Genomic DNA, 16,595 nt, shown 5'->3' on the forward strand with positions numbered 1-16,595 from the left:
CGACGACGACCTGCCCGCCACCGTTCATGTTCGCCGGGGCCAGCCCGTGCTCCTCCAGTGCCGCGCGCACCTCGTCGGGGTCGCCCCCGAGGACGGCGGGACTCCCCCGCCCCCACCCGAGAGAGAGGACCGCGCGTGAGCGAGGACATCCAGACCGGTCTGGCCGAGATCCTGGAGGAGGTCGCGGGCGTGGCGCCCGCCGACGCCACCCCGGAGAAGTCGTTCACCGAAGACCTCGACGTCGACTCGCTGTCGATGGTCGAGATCGCCACCGCGGTCGAGGACAAGTTCGGCGTCGCCATCCCCGACGACGAGCTGGCCAACATCAAGACCGTCGGCGACGCCATGAGCTACATCCAGAAGAACAAGGCCTGACCGACCCCGGTCACCACCCTCGGCCCCCCGGCCGCACGTCCCAGGAGGAACCCGTCATGAGCACGTCCGTCGGCGACGTCGTCGTCACCGGTCTCGGTGCCACCACGCCGCTCGGGAGCGACGTCGCCAGCACGTGGGACGCGCTGCTGGCCGGGCGGTCGGGGGTCAGCCGGCTCACCGACGACTGGGTCAAGGAGTACCCGGCCCAGCTCGTCGCCCGGCTGGCCACCGACCCGGCCGGTCAGCTCGACCGCGTCCGCGCCCGCCGGCTGGACCGCAGCCAGCAGGTGGCCGCGGTCGCCGCCGAGGAGGCCTGGCGCGACTCCGGGGCCGCCGACGCCGGCGTCGCCCCCGAGCGGGTCGCCGTCGTCTTCGGCACCGGCATCGGCGGCGCGCTGACCCTGCTCGGCCAGGACGACATCCTGGAGGAGAAGGGCCCCAAGCGGGTCTCGCCCTTCACCATCCCGATGCTCATGCCCAACGGCCCGGCCGCCGCGGTCGGGCTGGCGATCGGCGCCAGGGGCGGCGTGCACGCCCCGGTGAGCGCCTGCGCCTCCGGCGCCGAGGCGATCCGCTGGGGCCTGGACCTGCTGCGCTTCGACCGCGCGGACGTCGTGCTGGTCGGCGGCGCGGAGGCCTGCGTGCACCCGCTGCCCATGGCCGGCTTCGCGGCGATGCGCGCGATGAGCACCCGCAACGACGAGCCCGAGCGCGCCTCCCGCCCGTTCGACAAGGCACGCGACGGGTTCGTGCTCGGCGAGGGCGCGGCCGCGCTGGTGCTCGAGCGCGGCGACGCCGCCCGCGCTCGCGGTGCACGCATCCACGCCCGGCTGGCCGGCGCCGGCGGCACCGCCGACGGCTACGACCTGGTCGCCCCGCACCCCGAGGGCGAGGGCGCGGGCCGGGCGATCGCCGCCGCCCTCCGCGACGCCGAGCTCACCGCCGCCGACATCGGCCACGTCAACGCGCACGCCACCTCGACGCCGGTGGGCGACACCGCGGAGGCCGCGGCCATCCGCAACGCCATCGGCGACCACGCGCTGGTGACGGCGACCAAGAGCCAGACCGGCCACCTGCTCGGCGCGGCCGGTGCGCTGGAGTCGGTCTTCACCGTGCTGGCGCTGCGCGAGCAGCTCGTGCCGGCCACCGCCAACCTCGACGACCCGGACGACGACGCGGCCGTCCAGGCCCTCGACATCGTCCGGCGGGAGCCGCGGAAGGCATCCCTCACCGCCGCGGTCAACGACTCCTTCGGCTTCGGCGGCCACAACATCGCGCTGGTGTTCACCACCGCCTGAAAGAGGGCCCCGCTGCCCCCCGCCACTCGCGAGCTCGCGGCGGGACCCTGCAGCGGGGCCATGCACCCGCCCGGGCAGGCCGTGCCTGCCCGGAGCATCCCCGCACGCCCGCGTCCGGCCCGGAGAGGTCCCATGACCACGCTGCAAGCCGCTCCCCAGCCCACCGCCGACCCGCGCGACCCCGAGGACCGCCTGGCGCGCTTCTTCGATCCCGGCTCGATGCAGCTGCTGGCACCGCACGACACCTCGGGAGTGGTGGCGGCCCGGGGCACGGTGTCGGGCACTCGGGCGGTCGCCTTCTGCACCGACGCCACCGTCATGGGCGGCGCCATGGGCGTCGACGGCTGCCGACACATCGTCGACGCGATCGACACCGCGCTGCGGGAGCGGGTGCCGGTCGTCGGCGTCTGGCACTCCGGCGGCGCCCGGCTCGCCGAGGGCGTCACGGCGCTGCACGCGGTGGGCGAGGTGTTCGAGGCGATGGTCCGGGCCTCGGGGCGCGTCCCGCAGATCTCGGTGGTCCTCGGTCCGGCCGCCGGCGGCGCCGCCTACGGCCCGGCCCTCACCGACCTGGTGGTCATGGGCCCCGCCGGCCGGGTGTTCGTCACCGGCCCGGACGTCGTCCGCTCGGTCACCGGCGAGGACGTCGACATGGAGAGCCTGGGCGGGCCGGACACCCACGGCCGGCGCAGCGGCGTCGTCCACGTGGTGACCGACTCCGAGCAGGCGGCGCTGGAGACCGCGCGGCAGGCCGTCGACCTGCTGGCCGCGCAGGGCTCCTTCGCCCCGGCCGAGGGGGAGCCGGACGTCGACCTGCGAGCGCTGCTGCCCGAGCAGACCAACCGCGCCTACGACGTCAAGCCGCTCGTGGCCGCCGTCCTCGACGGCCCGTCGCTGGAGCTGCACCCGCGCTGGGCGCCCAACGTCGTGACCGCGCTGGGCCGGCTGGCCGGCCGCACGGTCGGCGTCGTCGCCAACAACCCGCTGCGGCTGGGCGGCTGCCTGGACTCGGCCTCGGCGGAGAAGGCGGCCCGCTTCGTGCGGATGTGCGACGCGTTCGGCGTCCCGCTGGTGGTGCTCGTCGACGTCCCCGGCTACCTGCCCGGCGTCGGCCAGGAGTGGGACGGCGTGGTCCGCCGCGGCGCCAAGCTGCTGCACGCCTTCGCCGAGGCGGTGGTGCCCCGGGTGACCCTGGTGACGCGCAAGTCCTACGGCGGGGCCTACATCGCGATGAACGCCCGCTCGCTCGGCGCGACGACGGTCTTCGCCTGGCCGGGGGCCGAGGTCGCGGTCATGGGCGCCAAGGCCGCCGTCGGCATCCTGCACCGCAAGAAGCTGGCCGCCGTCCCGCCCGGCGAGCGGGAGGCGCTGCACGCCGAGCTGGCCGCCGAGCACGAGCGGATCGCCGGCGGCGTGAACCGGGCCCTGGAGATCGGCGTGGTCGACGAGGTGGTGGAACCGGCGCAGACCCGGCGACGACTGATCGCGGCCCTGGCGGCGGCGCCCCACGGCCGCGGGGCGCACGGCAACATCCCGCTGTGAACGCGACCGGGCCCGACACCTCGACGGAGGTGCCGGGCCCGATCGCGTGCGGGGAGGTCCTGGTCGTCCGGACGCCGCTTCCCCGACGACGTCCGGACGACCGGCTCGAGCCTACGACGGGGAGGGCGGAGCTGCCCTCCGGTCGTGGCCGGTTCGTAACCTGGACGGCCCCGTCCCGGGTCCCGCCCCGAGCTCGCGAGGGGTGGGGAGGACGGGGTCCTCTCTCAGACGACCTGGTGCAGCCAGGTGACCGGGCTGCCGTCACCGGCGTGCCGGTAGACCTCGAGGTCGGCGTCCCAGGCGGCGCCGAGCAGCTCGTCCACACCGTGCCGGAACGCCTCGATCGACGTGGCGTTGGCCGCGAGGTTGCGCAGCTGCTGCTCGCTGACGACGAGGTCGCCGTTGGCGCTCGTGGGCGCGCGGAAGACCCCGTGGCCGGGCACGTACGACATGCGCTCGCCGTCGTTGCCGTAGCTGGCCTCTTCGGTGACCTCGAAGCGCAGCATCGGCCACGCGCGCAGCGCAGCCACCAGCTTGGCGCCCGTACCGGGAGCACCGGTCCAGGCGACCTCGGCACGGTAGGAACCGTGAGCCGCGGGCTGGTCGGCCCACGACAGGGAGACCGGCGCGCCGATGACGCGCTCGAGCGCCCACTCGACGTGCTGGCAGAGCGCCTTCGGGCACGCGTGCACGAAGACGACACCCTGGGTAGACCGTCGCTGCACGGGGTACCTCCATCGACTCGATCGGTCTCGTCTTCCCCAACGGACGATCGATTCGGTGACAGGCTGTGTTCGGCGATCCCGGACCAGGGGTCCTGGTGACAGTGTGCACGATGGTCACCCGATCGCGCCAGTGCGGGCGGGACAGTTGGGTCCGGTGTGACAGGCCGGTTCCGCACCGCGCGCCTCCGCGCTGGTCAGTGGCGGTACCGGCGGGTCGCGGCCGGGCACCCCCGATCCACCGCGACCCCACATCCCGTCCACAGGATCTCCCCCGCGGGTCCACAGCCGGGGATGGTACGAACGGAGGCGTACCGGAATCCCTTCACGCAGCGTAGCGGCAGTACGGCCGGCGGACCGGCCGGCGCGCTCAGCCGGCCAGCGCGGTCACCCGGTTGCCGCCCGCGCCCTTGGAGCGGTACATGGCCTGGTCAGCGCGGCCGAGCACCTCGTGCCCGTCGTCGCCGGGCCGGACGTCGGTGACGCCGACGCTCGCGGTGACGCCGGTACCGGCGCCGACGCGGGCCACGGCGTCCCGCAGCCGGGCGGCCAGGGCCTCGCTCCCGTCCGGCTCCACCTCGGCCAGGACGGCGAACTCGTCGCCGCCGAGCCGGGCCACCGTGTCGGTCTCCCGCACCACGGCGCTCAACGCGGCGGTGACCGACCGCAGCACGGCGTCCCCGGCGGCGTGGCCGCTGCGGTCGTTGACGCCCTTGAAGCCGTCCAGGTCGACCAGGCAGACCACCCACTCCTCGCCGGCGCCGGCCGCGGCGCGGTTCAGCCGGTCGAGGAAGGCGCGCCGGTTGAGGCAGCAGGTCAGCGGGTCGGTGGCGGCGAGCACCTCGGAGGTGCGCAGCAGCAACTGCTGCCGGTCCTGGGCCTCCCACTGGTTGGCCGACGCCATCGCGCACAGCACCGTGTAGACGGCCATGACGACCGCGATGAAGGACGCCGAGGAGTCCAGCCCGCCGCCGCCGTTGACGCAGACCAGGTAGGCGCCGGTCATCATGGCACCCATGGCGACGACGCCCGCCGGCGGGTACGCCGACGCCATGAACCCGAGGGTGATGAACAGCAGCGCGTACAGCGGGCTGTCTGCTCCGCCGTCCACCCGGGAGCCGGCGGCGACGAGCGCGGTGACCGCGAGGCTCCAGCCGTAGAAGAGCAGGCTGCCCCGGCGGTCGCGCACCATCTCGGCGACGGGCAGCAGGAGCAGCAGCGGCGCCACGAGGACGGCGGCGCCGGCGAGGGCCAGGAGGAGGACGGTGCGCACGGCGCTGCCCGGCGTGAGGAGGACGTAGCCGACCACGGCCAGGGCGGAGGTCTCGGTGAGTGCGACGCCCAGGCGCACGTGGCGCACCCAGTAGGTGGCGCGGTCGTCGTCGTCGGCCAGCTGCCGGTAGAGCGCGGCGCGGAGCCCGGCCCAGCGACCGCGCGCCTCGCCTCGGCGAGGGGAGCGGCGGTCCGCGACCGGCCTGTCGTCCATGCGCCCACCATCGACGTGGAGTCACTCCACCTTGACGCGGCTCACCCCTGCGGGGGTGGCGCCGGCGACCGCGGCGAGATCCACGCCACGCCTGCCGCCGCGACCCCGGGGTAGGAGGCGGCCATGGCGCTGACCGGGGACACCCAGCACCGGGGCATGGCCGACGCCGGCCGCGACGTCGTCGGGCCGATGGTGCTCGACGCGTGGGACGCCTTCCTCGGGCAGGCATCGGCCGTCGACCTCGACCGGCCGACCCGGCTGCCCGGGTGGCGGGTGCACGAGGTCTGCGTGCACCTGGGCCTCTGGGACGACCACGCCGCGCTGCCCGACCTGATCGCCTCGGCGCGGGCCGGTGGGGTGGGCATGCCGCCGGACGTCGACGGGACGAACGCGCGGGTGACCGCCGCACACCGGGACGCCTCCGGGGAGGAGGTCCTGGCCGCGCTGCGCCGCAACCGGGACGCCACCGCCCGCTACCTGGCCGAGGAACCGGCGGAGCTCGACACCGCGCCGGCGGTCGCCGTCGTCGGCCGGCTGCCCCTGCTCAGCGTCGTGCTCGGGCAGGCCTACGAGCTGGCGGTGCACGGCCTGGACCTGGTGCCCTGCGGCGCGCCGCCTCCCCCGGCCGCGGTGCTGCAGTCCGGGCTGGCCGCGCTGGCCGACGTGACGGGCGCGCTGGCGGCCCGCGAGGGTGTCAGCGGCGGCGCCACGCTGGCGACCCCGGACGGCGGGTGGGCCTTCGCCGCCGACGACTCCGGCTGGACGGTGCGGCGGATCCCCGCGGGCGACGCCCGCGGCACCGCGGTGGAGGCGCCGGCGGACCTGCTCCTGGAGGCGGCCTCGGGCCGGGTCAACCCGGTCGCGGCCCTGGCCCGCAGGCGGCTCCGGGTGCACGAGCTGGGCGGCCTGCTGGCGTTGGCGCCGATCGTGCAGTCGGCGCCGGGCATCCCCGGCGGCCCGATCCTCGCGCTCGCGGCGCAGACCCTCGGCGGGGTGGGCGGCCTGCTCGGCCGGCTGCGCGGACGGCGGTAGGACCGGCCCGGGCCGCGACGCGGCCGCCGGGGGGCACTCCCCCGGCGGCCGCGTCGGTGTGACCCGGTCAGGTGGTCAGCAGGCGCCACCCAGCGAGATGCCGCGCTGCTGGAGCCACGGCATCGGGTTGACCCGGCTGGCGTACAGCCCGCCCTGGTGCACCTCGAAGTGCAGGTGCGGCCCGGTGGACTGGCCCTTGTTGCCGACCTCGGCGATCTGGTCGCCAGCCTTGACCACCTGGCCGGCGCTGACGAAGGCCTGGTTGATGTGCCCGTAGAGGGTGATCTGCCCGTCGCCGTGCTGGACGTACACGGCCAGACCGAAGCCGCTGGCCGGACCGGCCTGCAGGACCACGCCGTCCTCGGGCACGTAGATGGGGGTGCCGATGGACGCGGCGATGTCGACGCCCTGGTGCATGGTCCCCCAGCGCGGGCCGTAGCAGGAGGTCACCCGGCCGGCCGTCGGCATGCCGGAGACGTCGGCCGAGCTGGCCAGCGACTGGCGGGCGCTCCACGCGGCGCCCGGGTCGGCGGCGCCCTGCGAGGCGAGCAGCCGCTCGCCGGCCAGGCGCAGCTCCTCGTCGAGACGGGCCTTCTCCGCCGCGCGGGCGTCGTAGTCGGCCTGCGCCCGGGCGAGGTGCTCGTTGGCCGCCCGCTCGGTCTCCTCCGCCTTGCGGGCGAGCTCGTCGAGCTGCGCGACGGCGGCCCTGGCGGCGCGGTCGGCCTCCTCCACCCGCGTCTGGACGACGACGAACTCCTGCAGCCGCTCGGCGCGGTGGTCGCCGAGCTGCTCCATGGTGGCGGCCTGCTGCAGCAGCTCCGTGGGGCTCTGCGCGTCGAGGATGAGCTCGAGGTCGCCGTAGCGCTCCTCGGCACCCATGTAGGCCTCGCGGCCGAGCTCGGCGATGTCTTCCTCCGCCCCGGCGACGTCGGCCTGGGCGGCGGCGAGCTCGGCGGCGGTCCGCTCGGCCTCCGCCTGGCCCTGGGCCAGCTGGGCGCGGGCGACGAGGGCGGCGTCGGCGGCTGCCTCGGCCTCCACGGTCATCCGCTGGAGCTGCTCCTCGGCGGCCTTGACCTGCTCCTCGATGGCCTTGACCTGCTCCTCGAGCGAGGACTGTTCCGACGCGGCGGGGGCGGGCGCAGCACCGGCGACGACGGGCGTGCCGGCCAGGAGCCCGGCCACCGCCGCGGCGACGACGACGACGGCACGGCGCGGAGCGCGCGCGTGGCTGCGGGGTGATGTGGCGCAGCGGACCACGGTGTTCAGGCGGTGCAGGGTCGCCAAGGCGACAGTTCTCCCATCCTCGCGACCGCCTACCGAGTTAGCTGACGGGTTCGGGCCGGACGGCGCCCTACCTGCCTGCGCTTCCCCGACGCATGCAGGACTCACCCCAGATGTTCGGTGGGTCCCCGGTCCGCCTCGGCCCCGGATCGGGACGTCGGCGGTTCGGCGGGGCCGTGCCGAGGCCCTCGGTTCCCGAGGAGCTGAGCCCGGCAAGGCCGTCGAGGAAGCTACACGGATCCGGGCCCGCGGTCACGATCGGGTAACGCAGACGGGTGCCTGCTTGCCGGTCGGACGCTGCATCCACTACGCGGTGTCAGTGCTCGGCTGCGGAGTGGTGACGGGTGGGCGGCTGGGACGCAGGGGGTGACCTGCACGGACGCGGGAAACCCGCTCATCCCCCGCTGTCCGGGCTGCCACACGTCGTCACGGCGGCTCACCGGTGCGATCTCCGCCACACCGCGTGGTCGTGGACGCCGTCCGGCCGTCGTCCACAGGGGCTGGCGACCACCCGCCGGGGTCGGGTAGAGGCGCCCGAGGCCGCCGACCTGTGGCGATCCCGGGCGACGCCTAGGGTCGTGGCCGGACGCCCGGCGCGGCGGTGGCGCTGTCGCAGTACGTGCCCCCCAACGAGCGCGGCCAGGGCGTCCTGGCCTCCGGTGACCTCAGCGGCTCCCTCGTGGGCGCCGGGGCGAGCAGTCAGCAGGCCGCGATGCAGGGGTGGACCGCCAGGTACTCGGCCGTGCAGCCGGGCGTCACCGTGGACTACGACCCGGTCGGCTCCGGCGGTGGCCGCGAGCAGTTCGTCGCCGGCGGCACCGACTTCGCCGGCTCGGACGCGCCGCTCGACGAGGAGGAGCTCGTCGCGGCCCGCGAGCGCTGCGGCGGCGAGGTCTTCGAGCTGCCGAACTACATCTCGCCGATCGCCGTCGTCCACAACCTCCCCGGAGTGACGGACCTGTACCTCTCCCCCGCCACGCTCGCCGACGTCTTCAACCGGCAGATCACCAGCTGGGACGACCCGGCGATCGCCGCGGACAACCCGGGCGTCGCCCTGCCCGCCCTGGCGATCACCCCGGTCAACCGGTCCGACGAGTCGGGGACGACGGAGAACTTCACCGAGTACCTGGCCGCCGCGGCCCCCGAGGCCTGGCCGTACGAGCCCGACGGCGAGTGGCCGGTCGAGGGCGGTGAGTCGGCCCAGGGCAACTCCGGCGTGGTGGCCGCCGTCGCCGGCGGCGCGGGAACCATCGGCTACGCCGATCGCTCCCAGGCCGGCGACCTGGGCGTGGCCCGGATCGGCGTCGGCGGGGAGTTCGTCGCGCCGACGCCGGAGGCCGCGGCCGCCGTTGTCGAGGGGTCCGAGCCGCTGCCCGGCCGCGGCCCGTACGACTTCGCCCTCGAGCTCGACCGACGACGGCCGAATCAGGCCAGTACCCGATTGTCCTGGTCAGCTACCACCTCGGCTGCATGCAGCACGAGGACCAGCTGACCGCCGAGCTGGTCGCGGACTTCATGACGTACGTGACGAGCGAGGAGGGCCAGGCCGCAGCCGCCGAGGTGGCCGGCTCCGCCCCGGTCTCCGACGCGCTGCGCGAGCAGGCCCGGACGGCGATCGACGCCATCGGCACCGCGCCCTGAGGCCGGCCCCCGCGTCTGGCAGGCTGGACACCGCGGGGCGGTAGCTCAGCCGGTCAGAGCATGGGACTCATAATCCCTGGGTCGTGGGTTCGAGCCCCACCCGCCCCACCAACCAAACTGCTGCTCAGCGCGTTGTTGACTGGACAGCAAGATCGCCGACATCCGCCATGGACCCGTCCGCGTCACCGCCTGCGCTGTACAGATGGAAGAGGGTCATGCGCCGGGTGACCTCACAGGAGGCCACGGCCTCCGGACCTGGCGGCGCCGGGCCGCAGCTCGATGTCCACGGGGAGTGCCGGGTCTGCGACGGCCTGCCGGACATGGCCGACGACCTGGTTCTCCAGCGCCCTGCGGACCTCGGCGATGTCGGCGTAGTCGGTCAGGTCGACGCTGAGGGTCAGGCGCCCACCTCGTGAGTCGCGGAGGTGAGCCGAGGCTCCGCTGACGCCGCGCAGGGTCTCGGCCTCGTTCTCGACGGCGTCGGTGAGGGCACCGGCGTGGACGGCGGTGCGGCCGTCGCGGTCGTCGGTGGTCAGGTCCAGCCGCGCCACCCGGTCGGTGTGCAGCTGCGCGATCAGCCAGCGCAGGGCCAGCAGCGCCAGCAGCAGGCAGCCGGCGGCGACCGCCCACCAGAACCAGGGCTGGTCGCGGGCGACGCCGCGCAGCTCCTGCGGCAGCACCGGCTCGTCCGGGTCGCCGAAGGCCCCGAAGCCCAGGGCCAGTCCCAAGCCACCGGCGGCCAGCAGGATCACTGCCAACAGGGTCAGAGCGACGCGGTTGCCGGCGTCGACACGGGCGTTCATCGGGCACCCTTCCGGGAGACGGTGACCTTCGACCGGACGGTGCCGGTCAAGCCGAGTTCTCCGAGCCGCTCGTCGACCGCGCCCGCCACTCGCTGACGTAGGTCCCCGGGCTCACGCAGGCCGGTGACCGCCGTGACCCGCACCTTGCGCCGTCCTGCGCGCACGCGCGCCGATCGCACGCCGTCGGCGCGCTGGGCGGCGCGGGACACGGTCCGTTCGATGCCGCGACGGGAGGCAGTGACGCGCACCCCCTCGCTGCCGCTCGGCAGTGCGAGGGAGCCGGGCCGACCACGTCGCAACGCGGCGACCAGGAGCAGCAGGCCCAGGACGACCGAGGCGATGAGGACGGCCCGGACGACGCCGGTCGCGAACGTCTGCTCGCTCAGCCAGCTGCTCCATGCCGGATGGGGCACGAGCCAGGGTGGGCGCCCGAGGAGCGCCAGGACGATCTCGACGACCGCCAGCAGGCCGCCGAGGAGCAAGGCCAGCGCCAGCAGCGTGGCGAGGATCCGGTTCAGGACGTGCACGAGAGTTCCTCCATCACTGCACGCGCCGGGGTCGGGACGCCGCCAGCGGCAGGCTGACCACGTCGAGGTCGATGTGGGCCACCTGCACGTCGGTCAGGCGTGCGACGTCGTCGCGGACCCGTCTGCGCAGTCGCTCGGCGACGACCGGGATGGGATGGGGCCACTCCACGGCGATCGTGGCCTCGACGGTGGCGGTCCCGCCGTCGACGCGGGCTCGGACCGAGGCCTCGTCGTCGGGACGCGCGTCGCCGACGTTGATCCCGAGCACTCGGCGAGGGGCGGCGCTAGCTCCCTGGACCTGGGTGACGGCGTATCCGGCGACACGCTCGACGACCCGGTCCGCGATCGTCAGGTCGCCCCGGTCACCGGGATCGCCCGGACCCGGACCAGCGGCGACAGCAGTCTCAGCGTCCCGGCCCGTCACGGCGACGTCTGCGGCAGTGCTCACCGGGAGCCGCGGCCGCCGCCGCCGAGGTAGGGCGTGAGGTCCAGCTGACCGGAGACCACCTTCCCGACGAGAAACCCGACGACGCCCAGGACCGCGGTGCCGACGAAGGCGTCGAAGCCGCCGATGACCCAGGCCAGTCCGAGCAGCAGACCGGTGAACAGACCCACCACGGTGGGGGGCATGACAACCTCCGTGAAGCAGTGACGGATGGAGAGGAACGCTCACACCACGCGGCGTGAGCGACGGCGGCGGCGCAGGCGCGCCAGCGGCCAGGCCGCGAACCGGGCGAGACCGCGAGGGCGCCGCACGAAGCGGAGTTCCTCACCGGCAGCCGGCCCGCGGCCGGTGGGGCTGCCGGTCTCGAGCTGCCGCAGCACGCGGACGAACTCCTCGGCGTCCCCACCGAGGTCGGGATGGTGCTGACGCAGCAGCTCCCGACGCCGACGGCGTTGCTCGGCGCTCAGCGCTCGAGGCGGCGGGGACTCCGGCACCGGCCGGCTCAGCTCCCCGAGCCGGCCGGGAGCGCCTGCGGCTGTTCCTCGGGCAGCTGCAGGTCACCGACGTGCACGTCGACCGGCCGACCGCCGACGAGCTCCCTGACTGCTGCGTGCACCTGCGCGGTGAGCAGGGCCACCGGCGCGCCGTAGGCGGCGACCACGCCGATGCGCACGCGGTCCTCGGTGAGCTGGACTCCCTCGATGCGACGGCCGGGCAGCAGGGTCACCGTCTGGGCGAGGGGACCGCCGTGGAGGGCGGCCACGGCCGGGCAGGTGAGGACCGCGGCGGCGATGGCCTCGACCTCCGCCGCCACGGCACTCGACCAGTCGCTCACTGGACGCGCGCGGGCTCCTGCTGGCCCTCGTCGTCACTGGGCAGGTGCACGTCATTGACGGCGATGTTGACCTCGGTGACCTGCAGTCCGGTCATGCTCTCCACCGAGTTGATGACGTTGCGGCGCACGGATCGGGCCACCTCGGCGATCGGAGCGCCGTAGTCGGTGACCAGGTCCAGGTCGACCGCCGCCTGCTTCTCCCCCACCTCGACCGAGACGCCCATCCCCGCCGACTGGGTGCCGCCGGGGATGCGCTCACGCAGCGCCCCGAACGCCCGGGCCGCACCGCCGCCGAGGGCGTACACACCGGACACCTCCCGCGCCGCCAGGCCGGCGATCTTCTGCACCACACCGTCGGCGACCGTCGTCCGACCCTGGTTGGTCTGCAGCGCCGAGGGGGCCGACTGCGTCAGGGCGCTGGAGGTAGAGGTGCTGGCGGTCGAGGTGCTGCTGGGGGTCTGGGTCATCGGGTACCTCTCTGAGGATCGGATGCGATTGAATGGCGAGCCACTGGCACCCAACGGCGTCTGGGACGTAGACCCGGCCCAGCGGGGGCCCTTGAACGGCTCACACTTCTTCGACACCGAGCGACGCGAGGGGTTACAGAGACGTGGGTCACATCACGGTGCACGGGTGATGCTGGCCTGGACGACGCGGTCCGACGAGGTCTCGAGGTGAACCCGTCGACGGGTGCCGACGTCGCCGGCGACCCGATGGAGGAACGCTGGCTCCCCTCGCCCGGGACGGTGACGAGATGGCGTTCGCGACCCTCGTGCGCCAGCACCAGGACCAGCTCTACCGCGTTGCCCTGCGGATGACGGGTGACGTCGGCACGGCCCAGGACGTCGTCCAGGAGGCCTTCCTGCAGGCGTGGCAGCACCTGCCGGGGTTTCGCGGGGACGCGCGCTTCTCCACCTGGGTGACGCGCATCGTGATCAATCGCTGCCACAACGTCCACCGCGCATCCCGGCTCACCGAGCCGTTGCCCGACGAGACCACCGGCGGGGATGGCCTGCCCACGTCACCGGCTGCCGAGACCCTGGCCGTGGCCGCGCAGCGACGAGAAGCCGTACGCCAGGCAGTGGTGTCCCTGCCCTTCGAGCAGCGAGCTCCGCTCGTGCTCACCACATTCGGTGGTTACACGCATGCCGAGGCGGGGCGCATCCTCGGTATCAGCGAGGCTGCGGCGAAGGTACGAGCGCATCGAGCTCGACGCGCACTGGCCGACCGGCTGCGGGATTGGAGGTGAGCCGCGTGTCCGACGACGGTTTCCCCGGCATTCCCTTCGACGGCGCTGCCGGTGACGAGCGGCTCCCCTGCGGCACCTCTGTGGACGAACTCTTCGCCCACGTGGTCGACGACCGCGCTCCTAGAGACCCGGAACACCAGCGAAGGTGTCCGCACTGCCGCGCCGCGCTGGCCGAGCTGCGCGACGTCTGGTCGCCGGTGGAGGACCTCGCCGCTGAAGAGGTCCGCGCACCCGCAGGACTGCTCGACGCCGTCATGGCACGAGTGCGTGAGCTCAGCCGCAACCCCTGGTACGCCTCCCTGCCCGGACCACGAGGGCACACCCGGGTCGCCGCCCGGGTCGTCGGCGTCATCGCCCGCCTGGCGGCCGAGTCCGTACCCCGGGTGACCCTGGCATTGGGGCAAGGACACACCGGCTCCGCGGCGAGCGCAGCAGACATCGCCGGCCCGGCAGGCGAGGCGGCCTCCGACATCGGGGTCGCCGGTACTCACGTCGTGGTCGATGTCCAGATCGTCATCGACTACGGAGCGCCCATGCACGAGGTCGCCCGACAGGTCCGCGAACAGATCAGCCGCGATCTCCGCGAACACGCCGGCCTGACGACCGCCGAGGTCAACGTGACTGTCGTCGACGTGCGCACCTGACCGTTGCCGTGCGGTCCTGCCTCCCCGGCACCGCCCGTCGCGCCGGCCAGTCAAGGGCCTGCAGACGTCGACGACCCAAGGCGCGCAAGGGCTCGGGACAGCGCTCATGGTGGCTCGTCCCCCCCGTCACGTTCGACAGGTCCGCCGAGGTTCGCTGACGGCCTGGAACTGCGGGTCCGAGGCTGGTTGCGGTCACGGGCGTTCGCAGCCGTTCGCCTCGCGAGCAGGCGACCTGATCTGGCGCCGCCGTCCCGCCCTGGACTGAGCGGCGGTGCTCAGTCGCCGTGGGGCGCGGCTCGGTAGGCGCCGGCTGTGCCCCGCTGGCCTGCCGGGCGGTGCGCCCGGGCCTGCTCAAGCTTCTCCTGGCGACGCGCGAAGATGACCGTCCCGACCAGGAAGAGGCCGGACAGGATGAGCACGACGGCGGTGAACGCATTCACGAAGGGCAGGTCCACGCCGGCCAGGGCGAGCACGCCGAGCACCACCAGCACCAGTGCGGCCAGCATCGCCCCGGCGGCGCGCCACGGGCTCTTGGCGACCTCCTCGACGCCCTCCTGCGCCTTGTCCTTGGCGTAGTCCAACGGCTTCTTCGCCCAGGAGAAGCGCGTGGCCAGCACCGCCAGGCCGGCCGCGACCAGCACGAAGCCGGGACCGGGCAGCACGAGCAGCGCGATGCCGGCGAGGGTCAGCAAGCCGCCGAGGACGGCGACGACAGCGGTCTTCACTGTTGGGTGGTGCCCAACTCATCGAGTCGTCATGCGGCACCGCCCGGGCCACGTGTCGGACTCCGCCCGTAGCGTCAGCGGCATGACCCAGCCGGAGGACCGGTCGGGCTGTGTCGGACTCGACGAGGCGCTGCTCGGGGTGCCCGTGGTGCCTGCGCTTCCCGGGCACCGGACGCTGCGGCTGGACCACATGTACTTCAGCCTGCTGCTGCGTCTCGATCCTCGAACCCCGGTGCCCACTTCGCCGCCCGTTCACCGCGTGCTGGTCGTCTCATCGACGAGGCTGATGCGCCACCCCGCAACGGGATCGCCGACCGCCTGACCCGTGGCCCGCACGACCGGGTCGCAGCCAGGAGTGCTCGGGGCCCTCCTCGTGGACCGGGTGCCACCACATGGCCTCCACCAGCGGCCCGGCTCTGAACGGCGGCGGCAGCGCCCGGATGCCGGAGTGCGGACAGTGGTCACGACCGCCAAGGGCATGGGTCGCCTGACGGGGGCGGAGGACGTGTCCATGGACCGAGTCGACCGTGACGGGAACGCCGCACTGATCCGGACGGTCGAGGAGGCCGGCGTCGACCGGTTCACGTTGGTCTCAGCGCTCGGCATGACCGATGCGACGACTCATCCCGGTACTCCGAGGTTGTCGGGTCGGCAACGGCAGACCCGGACGGCGGTCTCAGCCCGGTTCGCCCATGCGACCAGCGGGATCACGCCCGAGCCGGCGGAGGAGCGTCCCCGGATGGTCGGTGATCACTGCGTCGACGCCGAGGGAGAGCACGAACTCCATGTCCTCGGGCCGGTTGACCGTCCAGACGTGCACCTGGGCTCCCGCTCGCTGGGCCCGGCGGACGTAGGACGGAACCCGGCGGAGCAGGCCCAGGGAGGGTCCGACTGCGGTGTTCGCCGACGGCAGCCCGGTGGTGCGCGTCCATGGCGTCAGCTGGCGCACCAGCTGCACGGTGGGCATTCCCGGCGCGAGGGCATGCACCCGCCGCAGCGCCGCCGGGGAGAAGCTCATGACGCGCACGGCCGGTCGGCCGGACCACTCGGCGGGTCTGTCGCCGTCCAGCAGCTCGAAGCGCCGGAGCATGACCACCAGCGCCGCTTCCACCCGGATCGAGTGCCGGGTGGGGTGCTTGTTCTCGATGGCCAGCCGTACCCGGCCGGGCGTGCTGGTCACGTACTCCAGCAGGCGATCCAGGGTGAGCAGGCGACCGGACTCCTCGTCCGGCGCCTCGTCGTCCCCGGTGGCGATGACCGGCTCAGCCCCCCGCCGCCGGGACGCCGCAGCGGCGCGCCCGAACTCGAACCGCTCCAGGTCGGCCAGGTCCAGAGCCGAGATCACGCCGCGGCCGGTCGACGTGCGGTCGATGCGCCGGTCGTGGACGCACACCAGCGCGCCGTCGCGGGTCATCCGCACGTCGCACTCCACGGCGTCCGCGCCGAGCCGGACGGCGTGCCGGTAGGCGGCCAGGGTGTGTTCCGGTTCGTCCGCCGAGGCGCCACGGTGGGCCACCACGTCGACGCCGCCCGGCTCGGAGCCGCGCACTGCCATCACCCGGCCACGGTCTCTGCGGCCTCCTCGGCCCTTGCGCCCGGCGCTGTGGCACCGCCAGCGCGCGAGATCGCTCCAGCGTAGAGACGCTCGTACGCCGTGGCCATCACATCCGGAGTGGACGACCCGCCCGCTGCGGCCATGCAGGCGACCCGTTGACGTAGCCCACGACGACCAGTCCGACCAAGGAGCTGCCTGAGCGGGCCCGAACGGCTGACCAGCCGATAAGGTCCGGCACTGCCTGAGCAGCGGGCCGTCCCCGTCCGGCGGGAGTCGACATGACGCGTGTTGGGCAACGGCCGCTGGGTCACCTTCAGACCCCGCCCTCAGCTCCGATGGCCCCGGTACTGCTCGTCATCGACTCCCTCGACGGAGGCGGAGCCGAGCGCTACGTCGTGGACCTGGCCATCGCGCTCCGCCGCCGCGGCTGGCCGG

General features: G+C 74.2%; 21 protein-coding genes, 1 tRNA gene and 1 riboswitch. Of the genes, 10 read left to right on the forward strand and 12 right to left on the reverse strand.

What is annotated here, in order from left to right:
- Positions 1–135: 135 nt before the first annotated feature.
- The 3 genes from CNO22_RS18730 (at position 136) to CNO22_RS18740 (ending at position 3,215) form a co-directional block, all read left to right on the forward strand.
- Positions 136–375 carry an acyl carrier protein gene (locus CNO22_RS18730; protein WP_012949533.1) on the forward strand — a complete coding sequence of 80 codons (240 nt, stop codon included), beginning with the start codon at positions 136–138 and terminating at the stop codon, positions 373–375.
- Between the two features lie 56 nt (positions 376–431).
- Positions 432–1,673, forward strand: coding sequence for a beta-ketoacyl-[acyl-carrier-protein] synthase family protein (locus tag CNO22_RS18735; RefSeq protein ID WP_100500796.1), 1,242 nt, complete (start codon positions 432–434; stop codon positions 1,671–1,673).
- 132 nt (positions 1,674–1,805) lie between these two features.
- Complete coding sequence (locus CNO22_RS18740; protein ID WP_100500797.1) at positions 1,806–3,215, forward strand: acyl-CoA carboxylase subunit beta; 1,410 nt, start codon at positions 1,806–1,808, stop codon at positions 3,213–3,215.
- Positions 3,216–3,439: 224 nt separating this feature from the next.
- On the opposite strand, the gene CNO22_RS18745 is transcribed toward CNO22_RS18740, so the two are convergent.
- Together CNO22_RS18745 and CNO22_RS18750 are read right to left on the reverse strand one after the other, a co-directional pair.
- Entirely contained in the window at positions 3,440–3,940 is a 501-nt protein-coding gene (locus CNO22_RS18745) for a DUF3145 domain-containing protein (protein ID WP_089305362.1), read from the reverse strand.
- Positions 3,941–4,307: 367 nt separating this feature from the next.
- Positions 4,308–5,423 carry a GGDEF domain-containing protein gene (locus CNO22_RS18750; protein WP_100500798.1) on the reverse strand — a complete coding sequence of 372 codons (1,116 nt, stop codon included), beginning with the start codon at positions 5,421–5,423 and terminating at the stop codon, positions 4,308–4,310.
- Between the two features lie 123 nt (positions 5,424–5,546).
- On the opposite strand from CNO22_RS18750, the gene CNO22_RS18755 reads away from it, so the two are divergent.
- Positions 5,547–6,455, forward strand: coding sequence for a maleylpyruvate isomerase N-terminal domain-containing protein (locus tag CNO22_RS18755; protein ID WP_100500799.1), 909 nt, complete (start codon positions 5,547–5,549; stop codon positions 6,453–6,455).
- A 75-nt stretch (positions 6,456–6,530) separates the two neighbouring features.
- On the opposite strand, the gene CNO22_RS18760 is transcribed toward CNO22_RS18755, so the two are convergent.
- Complete coding sequence (locus CNO22_RS18760) at positions 6,531–7,739, reverse strand: peptidoglycan DD-metalloendopeptidase family protein (RefSeq protein WP_100500800.1); 1,209 nt, start codon at positions 7,737–7,739, stop codon at positions 6,531–6,533.
- Positions 7,740–7,750: 11 nt separating this feature from the next.
- Positions 7,751–7,901, reverse strand: a riboswitch (cyclic di-AMP (ydaO/yuaA leader).
- Between the two features lie 436 nt (positions 7,902–8,337).
- On the opposite strand from CNO22_RS18760, the gene CNO22_RS18765 reads away from it, so the two are divergent.
- The 3 genes from CNO22_RS18765 (at position 8,338) to CNO22_RS18770 (ending at position 9,488) form a co-directional block, all read left to right on the forward strand.
- A complete protein-coding gene (locus tag CNO22_RS18765) occupies positions 8,338–9,228 on the forward strand; it encodes a phosphate ABC transporter substrate-binding protein PstS (protein ID WP_232807163.1) in 891 nt (296 codons plus the stop codon).
- Positions 9,207–9,377, forward strand: a complete 171-nt coding sequence (locus CNO22_RS29205) for a hypothetical protein (RefSeq protein ID WP_232807164.1) — start codon at positions 9,207–9,209, stop codon at positions 9,375–9,377. The genes CNO22_RS18765 and CNO22_RS29205 overlap by 22 nt, the downstream gene beginning before the upstream one ends.
- 34 nt (positions 9,378–9,411) lie before the next feature.
- A tRNA-Ile gene (locus CNO22_RS18770) sits at positions 9,412–9,488 on the forward strand.
- 119 nt (positions 9,489–9,607) lie between these two features.
- Here CNO22_RS18770 and CNO22_RS18775 read toward each other — a convergent pair.
- From CNO22_RS18775 to CNO22_RS18805, 7 genes are read right to left on the reverse strand one after another with little or no spacing between them, the layout of a single operon-like run.
- The gene (locus CNO22_RS18775) at positions 9,608–10,180 is read right to left on the reverse strand and encodes an alkaline shock response membrane anchor protein AmaP (RefSeq protein WP_100500801.1); all 573 of its coding nucleotides are present in this window, start codon (positions 10,178–10,180) and stop codon (positions 9,608–9,610) included.
- A complete protein-coding gene (locus CNO22_RS18780; protein WP_100500802.1) occupies positions 10,177–10,707 on the reverse strand; it encodes a DUF6286 domain-containing protein in 531 nt (176 codons plus the stop codon). Before CNO22_RS18780 ends, CNO22_RS18775 begins: the two co-directional genes overlap by 4 nt.
- Positions 10,708–10,720: 13 nt before the next feature.
- Complete coding sequence (locus tag CNO22_RS18785) at positions 10,721–11,155, reverse strand: Asp23/Gls24 family envelope stress response protein (RefSeq protein WP_332870095.1); 435 nt, start codon at positions 11,153–11,155, stop codon at positions 10,721–10,723.
- Positions 11,152–11,337, reverse strand: coding sequence for a hypothetical protein (locus CNO22_RS18790; protein ID WP_100500804.1), 186 nt, complete (start codon positions 11,335–11,337; stop codon positions 11,152–11,154). Before CNO22_RS18790 ends, CNO22_RS18785 begins: the two co-directional genes overlap by 4 nt.
- A gap of 39 nt (positions 11,338–11,376) precedes the next feature.
- Positions 11,377–11,646, reverse strand: coding sequence for a hypothetical protein (locus CNO22_RS18795; protein ID WP_232807165.1), 270 nt, complete (start codon positions 11,644–11,646; stop codon positions 11,377–11,379).
- An 8-nt stretch (positions 11,647–11,654) separates the two neighbouring features.
- Positions 11,655–11,987, reverse strand: coding sequence for an Asp23/Gls24 family envelope stress response protein (locus CNO22_RS18800; RefSeq protein ID WP_100500805.1), 333 nt, complete (start codon positions 11,985–11,987; stop codon positions 11,655–11,657).
- Positions 11,984–12,454: an Asp23/Gls24 family envelope stress response protein gene (locus tag CNO22_RS18805; protein ID WP_100500806.1), complete on the reverse strand. Its 471-nt coding sequence runs from the start codon at positions 12,452–12,454 to the stop codon at positions 11,984–11,986. Before CNO22_RS18805 ends, CNO22_RS18800 begins: the two co-directional genes overlap by 4 nt.
- Positions 12,455–12,741: 287 nt before the next feature.
- Between CNO22_RS18805 and CNO22_RS18810 the strand changes: the two genes are divergently transcribed.
- Together CNO22_RS18810 and CNO22_RS18815 are read left to right on the forward strand one after the other, a co-directional pair.
- The gene (locus tag CNO22_RS18810; protein ID WP_100500807.1) at positions 12,742–13,236 is read left to right on the forward strand and encodes an RNA polymerase sigma factor; all 495 of its coding nucleotides are present in this window, start codon (positions 12,742–12,744) and stop codon (positions 13,234–13,236) included.
- A gap of 5 nt (positions 13,237–13,241) precedes the next feature.
- Positions 13,242–13,880, forward strand: coding sequence for an Asp23/Gls24 family envelope stress response protein (locus CNO22_RS18815; RefSeq protein WP_100500808.1), 639 nt, complete (start codon positions 13,242–13,244; stop codon positions 13,878–13,880).
- A gap of 275 nt (positions 13,881–14,155) precedes the next feature.
- On the opposite strand, the gene CNO22_RS18820 is transcribed toward CNO22_RS18815, so the two are convergent.
- The gene (locus CNO22_RS18820) at positions 14,156–14,605 is read right to left on the reverse strand and encodes a PGPGW domain-containing protein (protein ID WP_100500809.1); all 450 of its coding nucleotides are present in this window, start codon (positions 14,603–14,605) and stop codon (positions 14,156–14,158) included.
- An 82-nt stretch (positions 14,606–14,687) separates the two neighbouring features.
- Between CNO22_RS18820 and CNO22_RS27825 the strand changes: the two genes are divergently transcribed.
- A complete protein-coding gene (locus tag CNO22_RS27825) occupies positions 14,688–14,927 on the forward strand; it encodes a hypothetical protein (protein ID WP_157937010.1) in 240 nt (79 codons plus the stop codon).
- Between the two features lie 354 nt (positions 14,928–15,281).
- Here CNO22_RS27825 and CNO22_RS18830 read toward each other — a convergent pair whose 3' ends face one another.
- Positions 15,282–16,160 (reverse strand): glycerophosphodiester phosphodiesterase, encoded by an 879-nt coding sequence (locus CNO22_RS18830; protein WP_100500811.1) that lies wholly within the window; start codon positions 16,158–16,160, stop codon positions 15,282–15,284.
- Positions 16,161–16,595: the final 435 nt, after the last annotated feature.

Source organism: Geodermatophilus chilensis, assembly GCF_002802985.1.
GTDB lineage: Bacteria > Actinomycetota > Actinomycetes > Mycobacteriales > Geodermatophilaceae > Geodermatophilus > Geodermatophilus chilensis.